Origin of the sequence: Salmonella sp. 32100201201700099SM (assembly GCF_017572645.1) — a bacterium.
In the GTDB taxonomy this organism is placed as follows: Bacteria; Pseudomonadota; Gammaproteobacteria; order Enterobacterales; family Enterobacteriaceae; genus Salmonella; species Salmonella enterica.
In genome coordinates this window covers 135,877-153,433 of sequence record NZ_JAGERQ010000003.1, presented here as the reverse complement: position 1 = coordinate 153,433, position 17,557 = coordinate 135,877, and the positions used below count along the sequence as shown (strand labels likewise).

16 protein-coding genes, 1 tRNA gene and 2 pseudogenes are annotated in these 17,557 nt (G+C 50.4%); 12 read left to right on the top strand and 7 right to left on the bottom strand.

Features of this window, described 5'->3' with window-relative positions; translation table 11 throughout:
• Nucleotides 1-18: 18 nt before the first annotated feature.
• The 3 genes and pseudogenes from J4685_RS06350 to J4685_RS06340 all read right to left on the bottom strand — a co-directional run bounded on the left by J4685_RS06350 (nucleotide 19) and on the right by J4685_RS06340 (nucleotide 2,570).
• Nucleotides 19-1,941, bottom strand: a complete 1,923-nt coding sequence (locus J4685_RS06350) for an LPS modification acyltransferase (protein ID WP_000400612.1) — start codon at nucleotides 1,939-1,941, stop codon at nucleotides 19-21.
• A 52-nt stretch (nucleotides 1,942-1,993) separates the two neighbouring features.
• Nucleotides 1,994-2,212, bottom strand: a pseudogene (locus J4685_RS06345) (glycosyltransferase); the annotation flags it as partial.
• Nucleotides 2,181-2,570 (bottom strand): GtrA family protein, encoded by a 390-nt coding sequence (locus J4685_RS06340; RefSeq protein ID WP_001682026.1) that lies wholly within the window; start codon nucleotides 2,568-2,570, stop codon nucleotides 2,181-2,183. The pseudogene J4685_RS06345 and the gene J4685_RS06340, both read right to left, overlap by 32 nt.
• 320 nt (nucleotides 2,571-2,890) lie before the next feature.
• On the opposite strand from J4685_RS06340, the pseudogene J4685_RS06335 reads away from it, so the two are divergent.
• A pseudogene (locus J4685_RS06335) lies at nucleotides 2,891-3,515 on the top strand (transposase); the annotation flags it as partial.
• A gap of 147 nt (nucleotides 3,516-3,662) precedes the next feature.
• Here J4685_RS06335 and J4685_RS06330 read toward each other — a convergent pair.
• Both J4685_RS06330 and J4685_RS06325 read right to left on the bottom strand, forming a co-directional pair.
• A tRNA-Arg gene (locus tag J4685_RS06330) sits at nucleotides 3,663-3,737 on the bottom strand.
• Nucleotides 3,738-3,812: 75 nt separating this feature from the next.
• Entirely contained in the window at nucleotides 3,813-4,754 is a 942-nt protein-coding gene (locus J4685_RS06325; RefSeq protein WP_000377775.1) for a formate/nitrite transporter family protein, read from the bottom strand.
• A gap of 288 nt (nucleotides 4,755-5,042) precedes the next feature.
• On the opposite strand from J4685_RS06325, the gene mlaA reads away from it, so the two are divergent.
• Nucleotides 5,043-5,798 (top strand): phospholipid-binding lipoprotein MlaA, encoded by a 756-nt coding sequence (gene mlaA / locus J4685_RS06320; RefSeq protein ID WP_000776787.1) that lies wholly within the window; start codon nucleotides 5,043-5,045, stop codon nucleotides 5,796-5,798.
• A 60-nt stretch (nucleotides 5,799-5,858) separates the two neighbouring features.
• Here mlaA and fadL read toward each other — a convergent pair whose 3' ends face one another.
• A complete protein-coding gene (gene fadL, locus J4685_RS06315) occupies nucleotides 5,859-7,166 on the bottom strand; it encodes a long-chain fatty acid transporter FadL (protein WP_001549822.1) in 1,308 nt (435 codons plus the stop codon).
• A gap of 370 nt (nucleotides 7,167-7,536) precedes the next feature.
• On the opposite strand from fadL, the gene J4685_RS06310 reads away from it, so the two are divergent.
• The 4 genes from J4685_RS06310 (at nucleotide 7,537) to sixA (ending at nucleotide 12,149) form a co-directional block, all read left to right on the top strand.
• Nucleotides 7,537-7,821: a YfcZ/YiiS family protein gene (locus J4685_RS06310; RefSeq protein WP_000030904.1), complete on the top strand. Its 285-nt coding sequence runs from the start codon at nucleotides 7,537-7,539 to the stop codon at nucleotides 7,819-7,821.
• Nucleotides 7,822-7,997: 176 nt separating this feature from the next.
• On the top strand, nucleotides 7,998-9,308 hold the full coding sequence (gene fadI / locus J4685_RS06305) for an acetyl-CoA C-acyltransferase FadI (RefSeq protein ID WP_001248121.1): 1,311 nt from the start codon (nucleotides 7,998-8,000) through the stop codon (nucleotides 9,306-9,308).
• Complete coding sequence (fadJ, locus tag J4685_RS06300; protein WP_000214131.1) at nucleotides 9,308-11,455, top strand: fatty acid oxidation complex subunit alpha FadJ; 2,148 nt, start codon at nucleotides 9,308-9,310, stop codon at nucleotides 11,453-11,455. Before fadI ends, fadJ begins: the two co-directional genes overlap by 1 nt.
• Nucleotides 11,456-11,663: 208 nt before the next feature.
• Nucleotides 11,664-12,149, top strand: coding sequence for a phosphohistidine phosphatase SixA (sixA, locus tag J4685_RS06295; protein WP_001195807.1), 486 nt, complete (start codon nucleotides 11,664-11,666; stop codon nucleotides 12,147-12,149).
• Between the two features lie 99 nt (nucleotides 12,150-12,248).
• On the opposite strand, the gene smrB is transcribed toward sixA, so the two are convergent.
• Complete coding sequence (gene smrB / locus J4685_RS06290; RefSeq protein ID WP_000730796.1) at nucleotides 12,249-12,800, bottom strand: endonuclease SmrB; 552 nt, start codon at nucleotides 12,798-12,800, stop codon at nucleotides 12,249-12,251.
• 165 nt (nucleotides 12,801-12,965) lie between these two features.
• Here smrB and prmB point away from each other — a divergent pair, with 165 nt between their 5' ends.
• From prmB to J4685_RS06260, 6 genes are read left to right on the top strand one after another with little or no spacing between them, the layout of a single operon-like run.
• Nucleotides 12,966-13,898 carry a 50S ribosomal protein L3 N(5)-glutamine methyltransferase gene (gene prmB / locus J4685_RS06285; protein WP_011232977.1) on the top strand — a complete coding sequence of 311 codons (933 nt, stop codon included), beginning with the start codon at nucleotides 12,966-12,968 and terminating at the stop codon, nucleotides 13,896-13,898.
• Between the two features lie 35 nt (nucleotides 13,899-13,933).
• Nucleotides 13,934-15,019 carry a chorismate synthase gene (aroC, locus tag J4685_RS06280; RefSeq protein WP_000918458.1) on the top strand — a complete coding sequence of 362 codons (1,086 nt, stop codon included), beginning with the start codon at nucleotides 13,934-13,936 and terminating at the stop codon, nucleotides 15,017-15,019.
• 3 nt (nucleotides 15,020-15,022) lie between these two features.
• The gene (gene mepA, locus J4685_RS06275) at nucleotides 15,023-15,847 is read left to right on the top strand and encodes a penicillin-insensitive murein endopeptidase (RefSeq protein ID WP_000750429.1); all 825 of its coding nucleotides are present in this window, start codon (nucleotides 15,023-15,025) and stop codon (nucleotides 15,845-15,847) included.
• A complete protein-coding gene (locus tag J4685_RS06270; RefSeq protein ID WP_000368599.1) occupies nucleotides 15,847-16,656 on the top strand; it encodes a sulfite exporter TauE/SafE family protein in 810 nt (269 codons plus the stop codon). Before mepA ends, J4685_RS06270 begins: the two co-directional genes overlap by 1 nt.
• Nucleotides 16,656-17,204, top strand: a complete 549-nt coding sequence (locus J4685_RS06265) for an elongation factor P hydroxylase (protein WP_001089211.1) — start codon at nucleotides 16,656-16,658, stop codon at nucleotides 17,202-17,204. The genes J4685_RS06270 and J4685_RS06265 overlap by 1 nt, the downstream gene beginning before the upstream one ends.
• A 32-nt stretch (nucleotides 17,205-17,236) precedes the next feature.
• Nucleotides 17,237-17,512 carry a YfcL family protein gene (locus J4685_RS06260; RefSeq protein ID WP_000559753.1) on the top strand — a complete coding sequence of 92 codons (276 nt, stop codon included), beginning with the start codon at nucleotides 17,237-17,239 and terminating at the stop codon, nucleotides 17,510-17,512.
• Nucleotides 17,513-17,557 lie beyond the last annotated feature (45 nt).

The following is a 17,557-nucleotide window of genomic DNA, read 5'->3' as shown; positions in this document are numbered from 1 at the left end:
GTAATAGTAACAGCCTATCTATTTGATTATTTTATTTCCAATTTTATTAAAAAGGAAATCAGAACCAGGCTTTGTTAAATGTCCCCAATCAACGGCAGTGATAAAATCAGGACCATTACCAACTCTTGTAAGACATCCACTTTCGTTACATAATGCTTTGTATGCTGATATATATTCAATTCCCATTTTTGGAACATTGTTACTAAAGTAAGAGTCCCACTCGCTTATTTCACTATTTAATCCATATGTCATATACAATGGTGGAGTTTTTTTAAACTCACTCAGGTAGTTAGATATTATTTTAACTAAGTTTGCATTCCATTCCGGGACTGGTCCAATGAAAATAATCCTTGAGTCAGGGGATGCCTCTTTAATTTTTTTAATGGTTAATGATAACGCATCAATTGCTAACTTTTTATCATGTACTCCATTTGTTCCTCGAACTGACCATGTCAGCAGAACCACCTCAGGCTGAACACGTTTAATTTCATTAATTCTATTATTGTTTAGAGTGATGACACTTCTCTGTAAATCATCTTTACCGTCAACAAATAGAGGAGGAGCATTACCATCTGTCATTTGGCTTATTATATAATCAGAACCTTTATTATCTATATAATGAGAAAGCCCATTGAAAAGAGCCGCCGCATAAGAATCACCAATGATAAATATATTATGCTTGCCATTTTTTATACATCCATTGGATATGGCAGCAGTAAGTTGTACTGAGTGACATATCCCTCCACGGAGTAGTTCTCCATATTTATAATAATTGTACACGTCAGTAACAGAAGCATATTCACCTGCTGATTTATTGATTTCCCTGTCTTTAACTCCATTTATATGAAAAATAAATGCGCCAATTAAACCCGTCCCAAATACAGATAATGTTAATAATATTGCTGTGATATATTTACTTCTGGAATTTCTCAGTGGTTTTTCAATTAAATAATAAGTTAATATCGCCAAAAAGAACGATAATAATAAAAGAAGAGTTAATTCATGGTAGTCTGGTGAACCAGCAAATATTGAACGATAGAATGAATAAATAGGCCAATGCCACAAATAAAGAGGATAGCTAATAAGACCAAAGAAAACAACAGGCCTAACACTAAGCAATTTCGACACAACTAAATCATTACCATTAGATGCTATTATAAGAGAGGCGCCAAGTACTGGGATTATTGCTATATATCCAGGAAATGACATCTTTTCATCTATCATGGTTATTGATAATGCGATTAGTATAATTCCTAACAGGGACATTAATTTTGATAACGAAGTGTTTATTCCTATAAATCTCAATGTGGATATAATCGCTCCAGCCATTAACTCCCAAAATCTTGATGCGGGAGAGTAGTAATTAGCTCCGCCATCAGATGCCATTGTAAAAATGCTAATCGCATAGCTAATTATAAATATAGTTGCGCATGATAATACTATGTTTCTGTTATGGTTTTTGCTTCTAAAGCATAGCAATATAACTACTGGCCATATTATATAAAATTGCTCTTCAATTCCCAGCGACCACAAATGTAGTAAAGGTTTAAGGTATGATTTTGAATCAAAATAGCCAGACTCACTCCAAAGAGTAAAGTTTGATATAAAGAATGAGCCACTAAAAACATGCTTACCAAGTAATTTGTAATCATCCTGGAATAAATAAATCCAACCAACAATAAGACATGATACAAGAACTATGGATAATGCTGGAAATATTCTAAGCACTCTCCTTTTATAGAAATCAAGGTATGAAAATGATTTGTTTGATGCAGATTTTAATATTATTGATGTTATAAGGTATCCAGATATCACAAAGAATATATCTACTCCAACAAACCCACCCGGCAATAATGATGGGAAATAATGGAATATTACCACAGATAAAACCGCTATTGCGCGTAATCCATCTATATCAGGTCTGTATTTTAAGTGTTCCAACTTAAATTACCTCAATTTAAAAAAAGATTAATAAAATGGTTGTGCATCTTGCATCATTCCCGAAGTTTCGTGTAAACGAAAACGGAATGACGAGTGGATCAGATACGGCTATTATTTTAATTATTGACTCCGTCACATCTTTACTTCCGTCATTAATAAAAATAATCTCAACTTTATATTTTTCAAGTTCATTAAACTCATGTACCGTTCTATAGAAAATCGGTATCGTGTCTTCTTCGTTAAAAACCAGGACGACAAGAGAGATTTTCATTTTTATCCCTGAAGATAATGAATCTGGAATAGATAAAGCCGCATACCAGGCTAATTGCCGAGAAAGTGATGAGGGTAACCAATGGTGGCAAAGAACATTGGTCAGCCATCCATCCAACAACAGCGCTCAGTGTTCCCATGAATCCCATATACATCATGTAGAGAATTGCAGTAGTGCTGGCATTAAAGGTGAAGCGCGCATTAGCATAGAAGCTGAACGATACAGCGATAACAAAATCGGAAAAGTTCGTCAGCGCCTGATGCGTATGCATCCCATACATACAGAAAGCAAATACTCCCCAATGAATGAGCGTGTTAAGAACACCGATCGATGTGTACTTAGCGAATAACTTCAACATTATGAAAATTAGCCGATTCAGAAAGGTCTGGAGTGTAGCACTACAAATTGGTTTGATCGATATAAGCGATCAATAATTGTATTTTTAATAGTTTTAAGCTATTGAGTTTTAATATATTGATCGATATTATCGATCAATTGGTATTGCTGATTGCCAAGCGTCTTGGAATAAAAACGGGACATGTAAAGCTTTGCATCGTCTTACAAGGCTTTGCATGTTTTTTCAGAGAGAGGTACTTGAAAGGGGGGAAGTGCTGGGGAGAGGGGGAGCGTTAAAAATTCTGTATAATTTTAGTAACATAAAATAAAAAAGAATGGCACATGTCCCATCCCTTCGATTTCGACAAAGCACTTAAAGCCCTTCAGGTCCGGCCAGGCATTAACGGGCAAAGATGACATCTTAACGCCATTAATCAAGTATTTAACCGACTCTACCCTGTCTGCTGAACTTGATTCCCATCTGGCTCAGGATGTTGAGGCAAACCGTAAAAATGGTTCCGGCAAAAAGCCATTAAAGCCCCAACAGGCAGTTTTGAACTGGCAACTCCGCGCAATCGTAACGGCACTTTTGAGCCATAATTGGTGAAGAAGCTTCAGACCCCCTGTACGACGAGATCGAGCGCAATATCATTCGACTGTTTGCGCTGGAGATGAGTTATCAGGACATCGGCCGGGAGAGTGAAGATCTTTATGCCTTCAGCGTTTCAACCGCCACCGTCAGTGCAGTACCGATAAAGTCATCCCTGAACTAAAACAGTGGCAACAGAGCCCGCTGGAGAAGGTTTATCCCGTCGTCTGGCTGGACGCTATTCATTATAAAAACCGTGAGGATGGCCGTTATCAGAGCAAGGCGGTTTATACCGTTCTGGCACTGAATCTAGAAGGCAAAAAAGAAGTTCTGGGCCTATATCTGTCGGAAAGTGAAGGTGCTAACTTTTGGTTAAGTTCTAACAGCGAGAGGGGACTTTAAAGGGATGCTTTTCGTTATGTTTATAGGCACTATTCGCTGGAAATCATAAGACATCAAAAACGCTGCAACGCCTTGTGTGGTGTGGGTTTGCTGAGATTCGTGAGAGGTGGGTAAAAGAGGTCATGGTGTCCCCTGCAGGAATCGAACCTGCAACTAGCCCTTAGGAGGGGCTCGTTATATCCATTTAACTAAGGGGACAACGCGGCGCCAGTATAGCGTTTTTTATTCGCCGGAGTAAGTGTAGCGCCGCCTGACTGGTTAAACCGTCGCCACTCAGCGCTGTTTTTCCGCTTTTTTCCGCTCCCGTTCCAGGCGCTCGCCGCGTAGCCTCGCTTCTTCCTTACGCTTATTGCTCATATCGTTGCGGATCTGCGCGTGGCTCATCAATGCGAAAATAAAGGTGCCGCCGCAGATATTTCCGGCAAGTGTGGGAAGGGCGAAGGGCCAGAAAAAGTCGCTCCAGGGCAGCGTGCCGTTGAAAACCAAATACAAAATTTCAACGGAACCGACGACAATATGGGTGGTATCGCCCAGCGCGATAAGCCAGGTCATTAAAATAATGACCACAATCTTTGCCCCGCCTGCTGCAGGAAACATCCATACCATTGTGGCGATGATCCAGCCAGAGATAATCGCGTTGGCAAACATCTCCGTTGGGCTATTTTTCATGACCTCCATACCAATTTTGACAAAGGCGTCGCGGGTCTCTTCATCAAATATAGGCATATATTCAAATGCCCACGCCGCAACCCCGGTGCCAATAAGGTTGCCCAATAAGACTACGCCCCATAAGCGCATCAGCAGGCCAACGTTACTCAGAGTGGGATTTTGCATTACCGGCAATACGGCGGTAACGGTATTTTCAGTAAATAATTGCTGGCGGGCCATGATGACAATGATAAAATCAAAGGTATAGCCGAGATTTTCCAGTAAAAAGCCGCCGGGAACGCCTTCAAGCTGCACGTGGAAAATCCCTTTCGCCAGGAGTGATGTCCCCATAGAAAGTCCTGCGGCAATGGCTGACCAGAGCAAAGCCATCGCATCGCGTTCCATCTCTTTTTCACCATCCTGGCGAATATGTTCATGAATCGCCATGGCGCGAGAAGGAAGACGATCTTCATCTACTTCAATCTCTTTACCGCTTTGTTTTTCTTCGCTTTCAACTTCCAGGTCACTGCTGTGCCGGTTAATTTTATCGTCGTTAAGGCTATCCATGATGATCCTTGCTGATTAACACATATTAATAAAGCGTAGCGGTTTTTCATTTACCCAGGCCGGGGCATTCTCCGAAAAAATAAAAATAATCACGCTCGTTTTTATCTGTTTCGTTAGAATAGGGCCGTCATGTTGTTGCGTTACCAGGCTATGCTCAGAGCAATGAGATCGTGCATATAGACATCGTTTGACGTGCTGTTAAAATCGCTCACACCTAAACAGGCGGATACGGTAGCGTTCCGTCATGGATGGCAATCAGCGATAGCCATAATTCACAGGGAGACATCTATGAAGCTTCGCCTGTCGGCGCTGGCGCTGGGAACCACACTGCTGGTCGGGTGTGCGAGTTCCGGTACAGAACAGCAGGGGCGTTCAGACCCATTTGAAGGGTTTAACCGCACCATGTACAACTTCAACTTTAATGTGCTGGACCCGTATGTTGTTCGGCCGGTCGCGGTCGCCTGGCGTGATTATGTTCCACAGCCTGCGCGTAACGGTTTAAGTAATTTCACCGGCAACCTCGAAGAACCGGCGATCATGGTGAACTATTTCCTGCAGGGCGATCCTTATCAGGGTATGGTGCATTTCACCCGTTTCTTCCTGAATACCTTATTAGGGATGGGCGGCTTTATTGACGTCGCGGGAATGGCGAATCCTAAGCTGCAGCGCGTTGAACCGCATCGCTTTGGCAGTACGCTGGGCCATTATGGCGTGGGGTATGGGCCTTATATGCAACTTCCGTTCTACGGCAGCTTCACGCTGCGTGAAGATGGCGGGGATATGGCGGATACCTTGTATCCGGTGCTCTCGTGGTTGACCTGGCCAATGTCCATAGGAAAATGGACTATCGAAGGGATAGAAACCCGCGCGCAGTTGCTGGACTCCGATGGTTTGCTGCGCCAGTCTTCCGATCCTTATATTATGGTGCGCGAGGCGTACTTCCAGCGTCATGACTTTATCGCCAATGGCGGAAAACTCAAGCCGCAGGAAAACCCGAACGCACAGGCGATTCAGGACGAACTCAAAGAGATCGACTCGGAATAAACGGCAGTAAATAAAAAGGTGAGCGCAATGCTCACCTTTTTGATCCGTTTCAGAAAGAGATTAGAACGCGTAGTTAAAGTTAGTACCGAACAGCCAGGCTTTCCCTTCAGATTCAAACTGATAAGGGCCTTCATTAATTTTCACGCTCTGACCATGCATATAAGAGACGCCAACGTCGACAGACGCATCTTTGTTAAAGGCGTAAGTCGTACCGGCGCTCAGCCAGAAACGGTCCTGGTCCGGAATAGAGATAGAACGGTTTTGCGCTGGTACCGGGCTGTCATCGAAGGCGATACCGGTACGGAACGTCCAGTTGTCATCGTAGTAATAGGTGGTACCTAACGCAATGCGATAAGCGTCTTTAAAGCCTTCATGCTTCTCAAAGAGCGTATCGCCAGCGGTCGATTTTGCCTTCAATTCCTGGAACTGACTCCAGCTGGTATAGGCCAGGCTATAGTGGATGGCCCACTGTGGCGCCACACGGTTATAACCGGACACTTCCCACATTTCCGGCAGATTCAGCGTCAGGTAGCCTGACTGCGTCGCGCCGCCGGTTGCCGTTGGGATAGGCAGATTAAATTGGTTTATAGCGATGGGAAGATCGCTACTGTAGTTGCCTTTAAAGTCAATTTTGACTTCCGAGCGGTAGGTCAGCGCGTAGCGGTTATTTTTATCCAGTTCATAAAGGATACCGGCATTCCAGCCAAAGCCCCACTGATTACCGTTCAGGTGGGCAATCTTGGTGTCGCTGGGAATCCGACCCGCGACCGGCGCCAGCGCCGGATTCTGTGCCGCGACCAACTGGCCTAAATCGCCCGCAAAACGTTCGATTTTCGCACGTGCGTATACCGCATCAAAGCCGAGGCCGAAGCTCCAGGCCTCATTTAAGCGATAAGCGCCGCTTAAATTCAGGTTCATGGTTTCAAGATCGGTCGTACCGCCAACCGAGCCGCCGGCGTATGTGTCGTTAAACTCTGTCGCCAGACCATAGTTAGAGGTAATAGAAGCCCCCCAGCCAAACTGGTCGTTAATCGGGGCGACAAAATGGACGTTCGGCACCCAGGCCGTCGGCGCGATGTTATCCGCATCTAACGTCCGACGAGATGGCGATGTCCCGCTAATATTAACATCAGGATCAATATAAACTGCGCCCGCTGAAAACGTCGGGCGGTCAAACATGGTAATTAACGCCGGGTTGCGGCTAACGTTACCCGCATCATCTGCGATTGCGCCTTCACCCGAATAGGCCCGGCCAAGGCCAGAGGAAGAAAATTCGTTTAACTGAAAGCCTGCAGACCAGGCCTGGGTGGAGATGATTGCCACTGCGACTGCGAGAGCAGACTTTGTAAACAGGGTTTTCTGGCTCATGACCATAACCTCATTGATTATTTTTATACAAACTATGTTACATGCTGTAACAGGAGCGCGAAGTGTAGGGTCTGCGGTACGACTTAGAAATCAGACCAGTGGCGAGAGTATAGGTCTGACTAGCTAGAATGTTGCAAGTATGTTTATAAGTTTTTTCAATTGTGATCTTAGAAACGAGATCTGGCTGGCAAAATCGGCGGGCTTAACGGTCACCCGATCGCGCGATTTTTGTTTTAGATCATTTTAAAGTGTGATTTCGGTCACTTAACGCGTTTCCCACCATTAACGACTGGAGAGGCGAATGCCGGGAGCGTAAAATATCCCCATCGTTTATCTGGCACCCTGGGTGCAAATACAGAGGAAATCTACAATGAGTAAATGCAGTGCTGATGAAACCCCGGTTTGCTGCTGTATGGACGTTGGAACCATCATGGACAACTCCGATTGCACCGCGTCATACAGCCGCGTATTCGCTACCCGCGCAGAGGCTGAAGAGACGCTGGCGGCGTTAACCGAAAAAGCGCGTAGCGTGGAGTCTGAACCTTGCCAAATTACGCCAACCTTTACCGAGGAATCCGAAGGCGTTCGTCTGGATATTGATTTTGTTTTCGCCTGCGAAGCAGAAACGCTGATCTTCCAGCTCGGCCTGCGTTAATCCGTTCATTCACGACGCCTCCGTCATCATCTGGCGGAGGCGTTTTCTTTTTTGTCGCTTCCCTTCACTGTGCCTTAGCTCCCACTTTCTTTTCTCTCTGCTTGGCTAAATGTAAAAAATTGGTTAAGACTGTGATCAGGTCAGACCACTAATTTATTTTTTTACAGGGGAGTACTATGCGTCAGGCTTTACCGTTGGTCACCCGCCAGGGCGATCGCATTGCTATTGTCAGTGGGTTACGAACCCCCTTTGCTCGTCAGGCCACTGCATTTCATGGTATTCCCGCTGTTGATCTCGGCAAGATGGTGGTAGGCGAGCTGCTGGCGCGCAGTGAAATTCCAGCCGATGCCATTGAGCAACTGGTTTTTGGTCAGGTAGTACAAATGCCGGAAGCCCCCAATATTGCGCGCGAAATTGTGCTGGGTACGGGGATGAATGTTCATACCGATGCCTATAGCGTAAGCCGCGCCTGCGCCACCAGTTTTCAGGCGGTAGCGAATGTGGCGGAAAGCCTGATGGCTGGCACGATACGCGCGGGTATCGCTGGCGGCGCAGATTCGTCGTCGGTACTGCCAATAGGCGTGAGTAAAGCCCTGGCGCGGGTACTGGTTGATGTCAATAAAGCCCGGACGACCCGCCAACGGCTGACGCTTTTTTCTCGTCTGCGCTTACGCGACCTGCTGCCCGTTCCTCCCGCTGTTGCTGAGTATTCCACCGGTCTGCGCATGGGCGATACCGCCGAACAGATGGCGAAAACGTATGGTATTACGCGTGAACAGCAGGACGCGCTGGCGCATCGTTCACATCAGCGCGCCGCGCAGGCATGGGCGGAGGGCAAACTGGCGGAAGAAGTGATGACGACCTATGTGCCGCCGTATAAAAACCCCTTTGCAGAAGACAACAACATTCGCGGCGCCTCCACGCTGGCGGACTACGCTAAACTGCGTCCCGCTTTTGACCGAAAACATGGCTCCGTAACCGCCGCCAACAGTACACCGCTGACCGACGGCGCTGCCGCCGTTATTCTGATGACCGAATCCCGCGCTAAAGAGCTGGGGCTGCACCCGCTTGGTTATCTGCGCAGCTACGCCTTTACCGCTATTGATGTCTGGCAGGACATGCTATTGGGGCCGGCCTGGTCAACGCCGCTGGCGCTGGAGCGGGCCGGGTTGACGATGGCCGATCTGACGCTTTTTGACATGCATGAAGCGTTTGCCGCTCAGACTCTGGCGAACTTACAACTGCTGGGCAGCGAACGATTTGCCCGTGAGGTGCTTGGTCGTGCGCAGGCGACAGGGGAGGTGGATGACGCTAAATTCAACGTGCTCGGCGGCTCAATCGCCTACGGGCATCCTTTTGCCGCAACGGGCGCGCGGATGATAACCCAAACGTTGCATGAATTACGGCGTCGGGGCGGAGGTTTTGGCCTGGTCACGGCCTGTGCAGCTGGCGGTCTTGGCGCGGCGATGGTTCTGGAGGCGGAATAATGACTACCACATCAGCTTTTATGCTTAACGTGCGTCTGGATAATGTCGCGGTTGTCGCTATTGATGTCCCTGGAGAAAAGGTGAACACCCTGAAAGCGGAGTTTGCCGCGCAGGTACGCGCCATCCTGAAGCAGATCCGGGAAAATAAAGCGTTGCAGGGCGTTGTTTTTATCTCAGCCAAAGCAGATAACTTTATTGCTGGCGCTGATATCAACATAATAGGCCACTGCCAAAACGCGCAGGAAGCGGAAACGCTGGCGCGTCAGGGACAACAACTGATGGCGGAGATCCAGGCGTTGCCTGTTCCGGTTATCGCCGCCATTCACGGCGCCTGTCTGGGGGGCGGCCTTGAAATGGCGCTGGCCTGCCATCGGCGCATCTGTACCGATGACGTTAAAACCGTTCTTGGACTGCCGGAGGTACAGTTAGGGCTTTTACCGGGATCGGGCGGAACGCAGCGACTTCCACGGCTGGTGGGGGTCAGTACCGCGCTGGATATGATCCTGATAGGTAAACAGCTTCGCGCCAGACAGGCGCTTAAAGCCGGGCTGGTTGATGATGTGGTGCCGCAAACTATTTTACTGGAAGCGGCTGTCGAGCTGGCTAAAAAAGAACGTCTGGCGCAACGGACATTACCGGTCCGTGAACGTATCCTGGCAGGGCCGCTGGGGCGCGCGCTGTTATTTCGCCTGGTGCGTAAAAAGACGGCGCAAAAAACGCAGGGTAATTATCCGGCGACGGAGCGGATCATTGATGTGATTGAAACCGGACTGGCGCAGGGCAGCAGTAGCGGCTATGACGCGGAAGCGCGCGCTTTCGGCGAGCTGGCGATGACGCCGCAATCGCAGGCGCTGCGCGCTGTTTTTTTTGCCAGTACCGAGGTGAAAAAAGATCCCGGTAGCGATGCGCCGCCCGGCCCGCTGAACAGCGTGGGCATCTTAGGCGGCGGGTTAATGGGCGGCGGTATCGCCTGGGTTACGGCCTGTAAAGGCGGTTTGCCAGTACGAATTAAGGATATAAATACTCAGGGGATCAATCATGCTCTGAAATACAGCTGGGATCTGCTTGAAACAAAAGTACGCCGCCGCCATATCAAAGCCAGCGAACGCGATAAACAGTTGGCGTTGATATCAGGTTCGACCGATTACCGTGGTTTCAGTCATCGTGATCTGGTCATTGAAGCGGTGTTTGAAGATCTGCCGTTAAAACAACAGATGGTGGCGGAAGTGGAGCAAAATTGCGCTACTCACACCATTTTTGCCTCCAATACTTCTTCCCTGCCGATTGGCGATATTGCGGCGAATGCGGCCAGACCGGAACAGGTGATTGGATTGCACTTTTTTAGCCCGGTCGAAAAAATGCCGCTGGTTGAGGTCATTCCTCACGCGTCTACTTCCGCGCAGACCATCGCCACGACCGTTAAGCTGGCGAAAAAACAGGGTAAAACCCCGATAGTCGTCAGTGATAAAGCCGGGTTTTATGTTAACCGAATTCTTGCGCCATATATCAATGAGGCGATTCGGATGCTGACTGAAGGCGAACGCGTCGAACATATTGACGCCGCCCTGGTAAAATTTGGTTTTCCGGTGGGGCCAATCCAACTTTTGGATGAGGTAGGAATCGACACGGGCACTAAAATTATTCCTGTGCTTGAGGCGGCGTATGGAGAACGTTTTAGCGCGCCTGCAAATGTTGTCGCTTCAATTTTGAATGACGATCGCAAAGGTAGAAAAAATGGTCGCGGTTTCTATCTTTATGGCGAAAAAGGGCGTAAAAGCAAAAAACAGGTTGACCCTGCTATTTATAAGCTTATTGGCGTGCAAGGGCAGAGTCGACTGTCTGCGCAGCAGGTGGCAGAGCGCTGTGTCATGTTAATGCTTAACGAAGCGGCGCGCTGTTTCGACGAAAAAGTGATTCGCAGCGCGCGCGATGGCGATATCGGCGCCGTGTTTGGTATCGGTTTTCCGCCGTTTCTCGGTGGCCCGTTCCGCTATATGGATGCTCTCGGGCCGGGTGAAATGGTGGCGACATTACAGCGCCTGGCCGCACTTTACGGTCCTCGTTACGCGCCTTGTGAACAATTAGTGCGCATGGCGGAGCGCAGGGAGCATTTCTGGACGAATGGGGAAACTGACCAGGGAAATTGAGGTCAAAGAGAATATGAATCCGCACTGAATGCCTCCTTAGTGGCGAAATAATGATCAAGGATTGACTATACTTACGCCATTGAGGTAAAAAACAGCGTTTCATTCGGTGAATGGATAAGGCACAATGCCGGCCACCGCATTTTTGCCGCAGCCAATAGGGGCATGTGGTAAGCGTGTTGGTGAAACTGGTTAACAAAAGCGGTGCAATATGCAAGTTTTTATCATGCGTCACGGCGACGCAGCCCTCGATGCCGCCAGTGATTCGGTTCGTCCCTTGACCTCTTGTGGGTGTGACGAGTCTCGCCTGATGGCGAACTGGCTGAAAGGTCAAAAAGTGGATATTGAACGTGTTCTGGTGAGTCCGTTTCTTCGGGCCGAACAGACGTTAGATGTGGTCGGCGATTGTATGAATCTGCCGGCTCAGGTGGATGTCCTGCCGGAGCTAACGCCCTGTGGCGATGTCGGTCTGGTCAGCGCTTACCTTCAGGAGCTGGCCAATGAAGAGGTCGGATCGGTGCTGGTGATCTCTCACTTACCTCTGGTCGGATACCTGGTATCTGAGCTTTGTCCGGGCGAAACGCCGCCGATGTTCACGACGTCCGCAATTGCCAACGTTACGCTTGATGAAAGCGGCAAGGGGACATTCAACTGGCAAATGAGTCCCTGCAATCTGAAAATGGCGAAAGCGATTTAATCTTTGCTGCCTGATGGCGCTTCGCTTATCAGGCCTACGACAGCGCTGACTGTTCGTAGGCTGGATAAGGCGCTTGCGCCGCCATCCGGCAATTCCGCATCAGGGTAATTCGGGCGGTTGCCACTCTTCCACTTCAATCAACACCAGCAGCGCGGCGTCGCCGCCGTACTCTTTCGGCGCCTGATGAAAGGCCATCACATGCGGATGCTGCGCCAGCCATAACGGCGTTTGCTGTTTCAGAATATGTTTACCGTGTCCATGCATGACGCAGGCGCAAAAAATATGTTCCCGACGGCAGGCGGCAATCAGCGCCCCCAGTTCCTGCTTGGCCTGAAGCTGCGTTAAGCCGTGTAAATCCAGAAACAGTTCTGGCGAATAGTCGCCGCGGCGCATTTTTTTTAGCTCGAAATGGCTGACATCTTCACGGACATACTTTACCGGCCCTTCCGTATTGAGCAGCGGCTGGAACTCATCGGAAAAATAGTGGCTGGCGTCCGCCTGTTCCTGAATTAGCCTTCGGGTAGGGACTTCCGTGATTTTCTTGCGCAGTGGCCGATGGACGATAGTATCCTGTTTAATCTGTCGGGTGCCGACCATCAGCTGACGGAACAGCGCCTGGTCCTCCTCGCTGAGCGATGTTTTCTTTTTCATTCGTGGGTCTCGTCTGATCTTTTGCCTTAGTTTACCCGACCCGGAGGATATCCGAACGGTCAAAACGGATTTTTCGTATTCTCCCGCCGCGTCAATGCTGATTTATCCCTGTCTTCGTGGCAAACTAGCCGCCGAATTTAATGCGAGCATGCCCTGGAGGAATACGTGGATAAAATTTTCGTCGATGAAGCAGTAAGTGAACTGCATACCATTCAGGACATGTTGCGCTGGGCGGTAAGCCGCTTTAGCGCGGCGAATATCTGGTATGGACACGGTACCGATAACCCGTGGGATGAAGCGGTACAACTGGTGTTGCCGTCTCTTTATCTGCCGCTGGATATTCCGGAGGATATGCGGACCGCGCGGCTGACGTCCAGCGAAAAACACCGCATTGTCGAGCGAGTGATTCGTCGTATTAACGAGCGTATCCCGGTAGCCTACCTGACCAATAAAGCCTGGTTCTGCGGCCACGAATTTTATGTCGATGAGCGCGTGCTGGTGCCGCGTTCACCGATTGGCGAGCTGATTAATAACCACTTCGCTGGCCTTATTAGCCAACAGCCGAAATATATTCTGGATATGTGTACCGGTAGCGGCTGCATCGCCATCGCCTGTGCTTATGCTTTCCCGGACGCAGAGGTTGATGCGGTCGATATTTCGCCGGATGCGCTGGCTGTCGCCGAGCATAACATTGAAGAACACGGTCTTATCCATCACGTGACGCCAATCCGTTCCGATCTGTTCCGCGATCTGCCGAAAGTTCAGTACGATCTGATTGTCACTAACCCGCCTTATGTCGATGCGGAGGATATGTCCGATCTGCCGAACGAATATCGCCACGAACCTGAGCTGGGGCTGGCGTCCGGCACTGACGGCCTCAAATTGACCCGTCGTATCTTGGGGAATGCGCCGGATTATCTGTCCGATGACGGCGTTCTGATTTGTGAAGTCGGAAACAGCATGGTACATCTGATGGAGCAGTATCTGGATGTGCCGTTCACCTGGCTGGAGTTTGACAACGGCGGCGATGGCGTCTTTATGTTGACCAAAGCGCAGTTGCTCGCGGCCCGTGAACATTTCAACATTTATAAAGATTAAAACACGCAAACGACAACAACGATAACGGAGCCGTGATGGCAGGAAACACAATTGGACAACTCTTTCGCGTAACCACTTTCGGCGAATCACACGGGCTGGCGCTTGGGTGTATCGTCGATGGCGTACCGCCCGGCATCCCGTTGACGGAGGCCGATCTGCAGCACGATCTCGACAGACGCCGCCCCGGCACCTCGCGCTATACTACCCAGCGCCGCGAACCGGACCAGGTAAAAATTCTCTCCGGCGTGTTTGATGGCGTGACGACCGGCACCAGCATTGGCCTGCTGATTGAAAACACCGATCAGCGCTCGCAGGACTACAGCGCGATTAAAGATGTTTTTCGTCCGGGACACGCGGATTACACCTATGAGCAGAAATACGGCCTGCGCGATTACCGTGGCGGTGGACGTTCTTCCGCGCGTGAAACCGCGATGCGCGTAGCGGCAGGGGCGATCGCCAAGAAATACCTGGCGGAAAAGTTCGGCATCGAAATCCGCGGCTGCCTGACCCAGATGGGCGATATTCCGCTGGAGATTAAAGACTGGCGTCAGGTTGAGCTTAATCCGTTCTTTTGTCCCGATGCGGACAAACTTGACGCGCTGGACGAACTGATGCGCGCGCTGAAAAAAGAGGGTGACTCCATCGGCGCGAAAGTGACGGTGGTGGCGAGCGGCGTGCCGGCAGGGCTTGGCGAACCGGTTTTTGACCGACTGGATGCGGACATCGCCCATGCGCTGATGAGCATCAATGCGGTGAAAGGCGTGGAGATCGGCGAAGGATTTAACGTGGTGGCGCTGCGCGGCAGCCAGAATCGCGATGAAATCACGGCGCAGGGTTTTCAGAGCAACCACGCTGGCGGCATTCTCGGTGGCATCAGTAGCGGGCAACACATTGTGGCGCATATGGCGCTGAAGCCTACTTCCAGCATTACCGTGCCGGGACGTACGATCAACCGGATGGGTGAAGAAGTCGAAATGATCACCAAAGGGCGCCACGATCCGTGTGTGGGGATTCGCGCAGTGCCGATCGCAGAAGCCATGCTGGCGATCGTGCTGATGGATCACCTGCTGCGCCATCGGGCACAGAATGCGGATGTAAAGACAGAGATTCCACGCTGGTAAGAAATGAAAAAAACCGCGATTGCGCTGCTGGCATGGTTTGTCAGTAGCGCCAGCCTGGCGGCGACGCCGTGGCAGAAAATAACCCATCCTGTCCCCGGCGCCGCCCAGTCTATCGGTAGCTTTGCCAACGGATGCATCATTGGCGCCGACACGTTGCCGGTACAGTCCGATAATTATCAGGTGATGCGCACCGATCAGCGCCGTTATTTCGGCCACCCGGACTTGGTCATGTTTATCCAGCGGTTGAGTCATCAGGCGCAGCAACGGGGGCTCGGAACCGTCCTGATAGGCGACATGGGGATGCCTGCCGGAGGCCGCTTTAATGGCGGACACGCCAGCCATCAGACCGGGCTTGATGTGGATATTTTCTTGCAGTTGCCGAAAACGCGCTGGAGCCAGGCGCAGCTATTGCGCCCGCAGGCGTTAGATCTGGTGTCCCGCGACGGTAAACATGTCGTGCCGTCGCGCTGGTCGTCGGATATCGCCAGTCTGATCAAACTGGCGGCACAAGACAATGACGTCACCCGTATTTTCGTCAATCCGGCCATTAAACAACAGCTTTGCCTCGATGCCGGAAGCGATCGTGACTGGCTACGTAAAGTACGCCCCTGGTTCCAGCATCGCGCGCATATGCACGTGCGTTTACGTTGCCCTGCCGACAGCCTGGAGTGCGAAGATCAACCTTTACCCCCGCCGGGCGATGGATGCGGCGCTGAACTGCAAAGCTGGTTCGAACCGCCAAAACCTGGCACCACAAAGCCTGAGAAGAAGACACCGCCGCCGTTGCCGCCTTCCTGCCAGGCGCTACTGGATGAGCATGTACTCTGATGGACAATTTTTATGATCTGTTTATGGTCTCCCCGCTGCTGCTGGTGGTGCTGTTTTTTGTCGCCGTACTGGCAGGATTTATCGATTCTATCGCCGGAGGCGGAGGGCTGCTCACTATCCCTGCGCTGATGGCTGCCGGGATGTCGCCGGCAAACGCGTTGGCGACCAATAAATTACAGGCGTGCGGCGGCTCCCTCTCGTCTTCGCTCTATTTTATTCGCCGTAAAGTGGTAAACCTGGCCGAGCAAAAGCTCAATATTCTGATGACGTTCATTGGCTCGATGAGCGGCGCGCTGCTGGTGCAGCACGTGCAGGCGGATATTTTGCGCCAGATCTTGCCCATCCTGGTGATTTTCATCGGCCTCTATTTTTTATTGATGCCGAAGCTGGGCGAGGAAGATCGCCAGCGCCGCCTGTATGGATTACCGTTCGCGCTGATAGCCGGGGGATGCGTCGGGTTTTACGACGGCTTTTTCGGGCCTGCCGCCGGGTCGTTTTACGCTCTGGCGTTTGTCACCTTATGTGGCTATAACCTGGCGAAATCCACGGCACATGCCAAAGTGCTTAACGCTACCTCCAACGTTGGCGGCCTGCTGTTATTTATCATCGGCGGCAAAGTGATCTGGGCGACGGGCTTTGTGATGCTGGTTGGTCAGTTTTTAGGGGCGCGAATGGGGTCGCGTCTGGTGTTGAGCAAAGGCCAAAAGCTTATCAGACCGATGATCGTTATTGTCTCGGCGGTGATGAGCGCCAGGTTACTTTATGATAGCCACGGACAGGAGATCCTCCACTGGTTGGGGATGAACTAATGAACAGTACGCACCATTACGAACAGTTAATTGAGATTTTTAACGGCTGCTTTGCCGAAGAATTTAATACCCGTCTGATTAAAGGCGACGACGAACCGATCTATCTTCCTGCTGACGCGCAGGTACCGTACCACCGCATCGTCTTTGCGCATGGGTTTTACGCCAGCGCGCTGCATGAGATTTCTCACTGGTGTATCGCCGGTAAGGCGCGCCGCGAACTGGTTGACTTTGGTTACTGGTACTGCCCGGACGGACGCGACGCGCAGACCCAAAGTCAATTCGAAGACGTTGAGGTGAAGCCACAGGCTTTCGACTGGTTGTTTTGCGTGGCGGCGGGGTATCCCTTTAACGTCAGTTGCGACAATCTGGAAGGCGATATTGAGCCGGATCGCGTGGCGTTTCAGCGCCGGGTTCATGCGCAGGTAATGGCGTATCTGGAGCAGGGCATTCCTGAACGTCCGGCCCGCTTCATCAAAGCGCTACAGAATTACTATCACACGCCCGAACTTAAGGCGGAACAGTTCCCGTGGCCGGAAGCGCTTAATTAAAGCCAGCGCCACGTTTACAATGAGGAAAGAAGATGATCGCGGAGTTTGAATCACGCATTCTGGCATTAATTGACGATATGGTAGAGCACGCCAGCAACGATGAGCTTTTTGCCAGTGGATACCTGCGTGGCCACCTGACGTTAGCCATTGCCGAGTTGGAGAGCGGTGATGACCACTCCGTTGAGGCGGTCTATGCCAACGTTAGCCAAAGTCTGGAAAAAGCGATCGGCGCCGGCGAACTGTCGCCGCGCGATCAGGCGTTAGTCAAAGCGATGTGGGACAATTTGTTCGACAAGGCAAAACAATAACGCCGTGGGCCGGAAGGCGACGCTTGCCGCCTTCCGTTATTGACC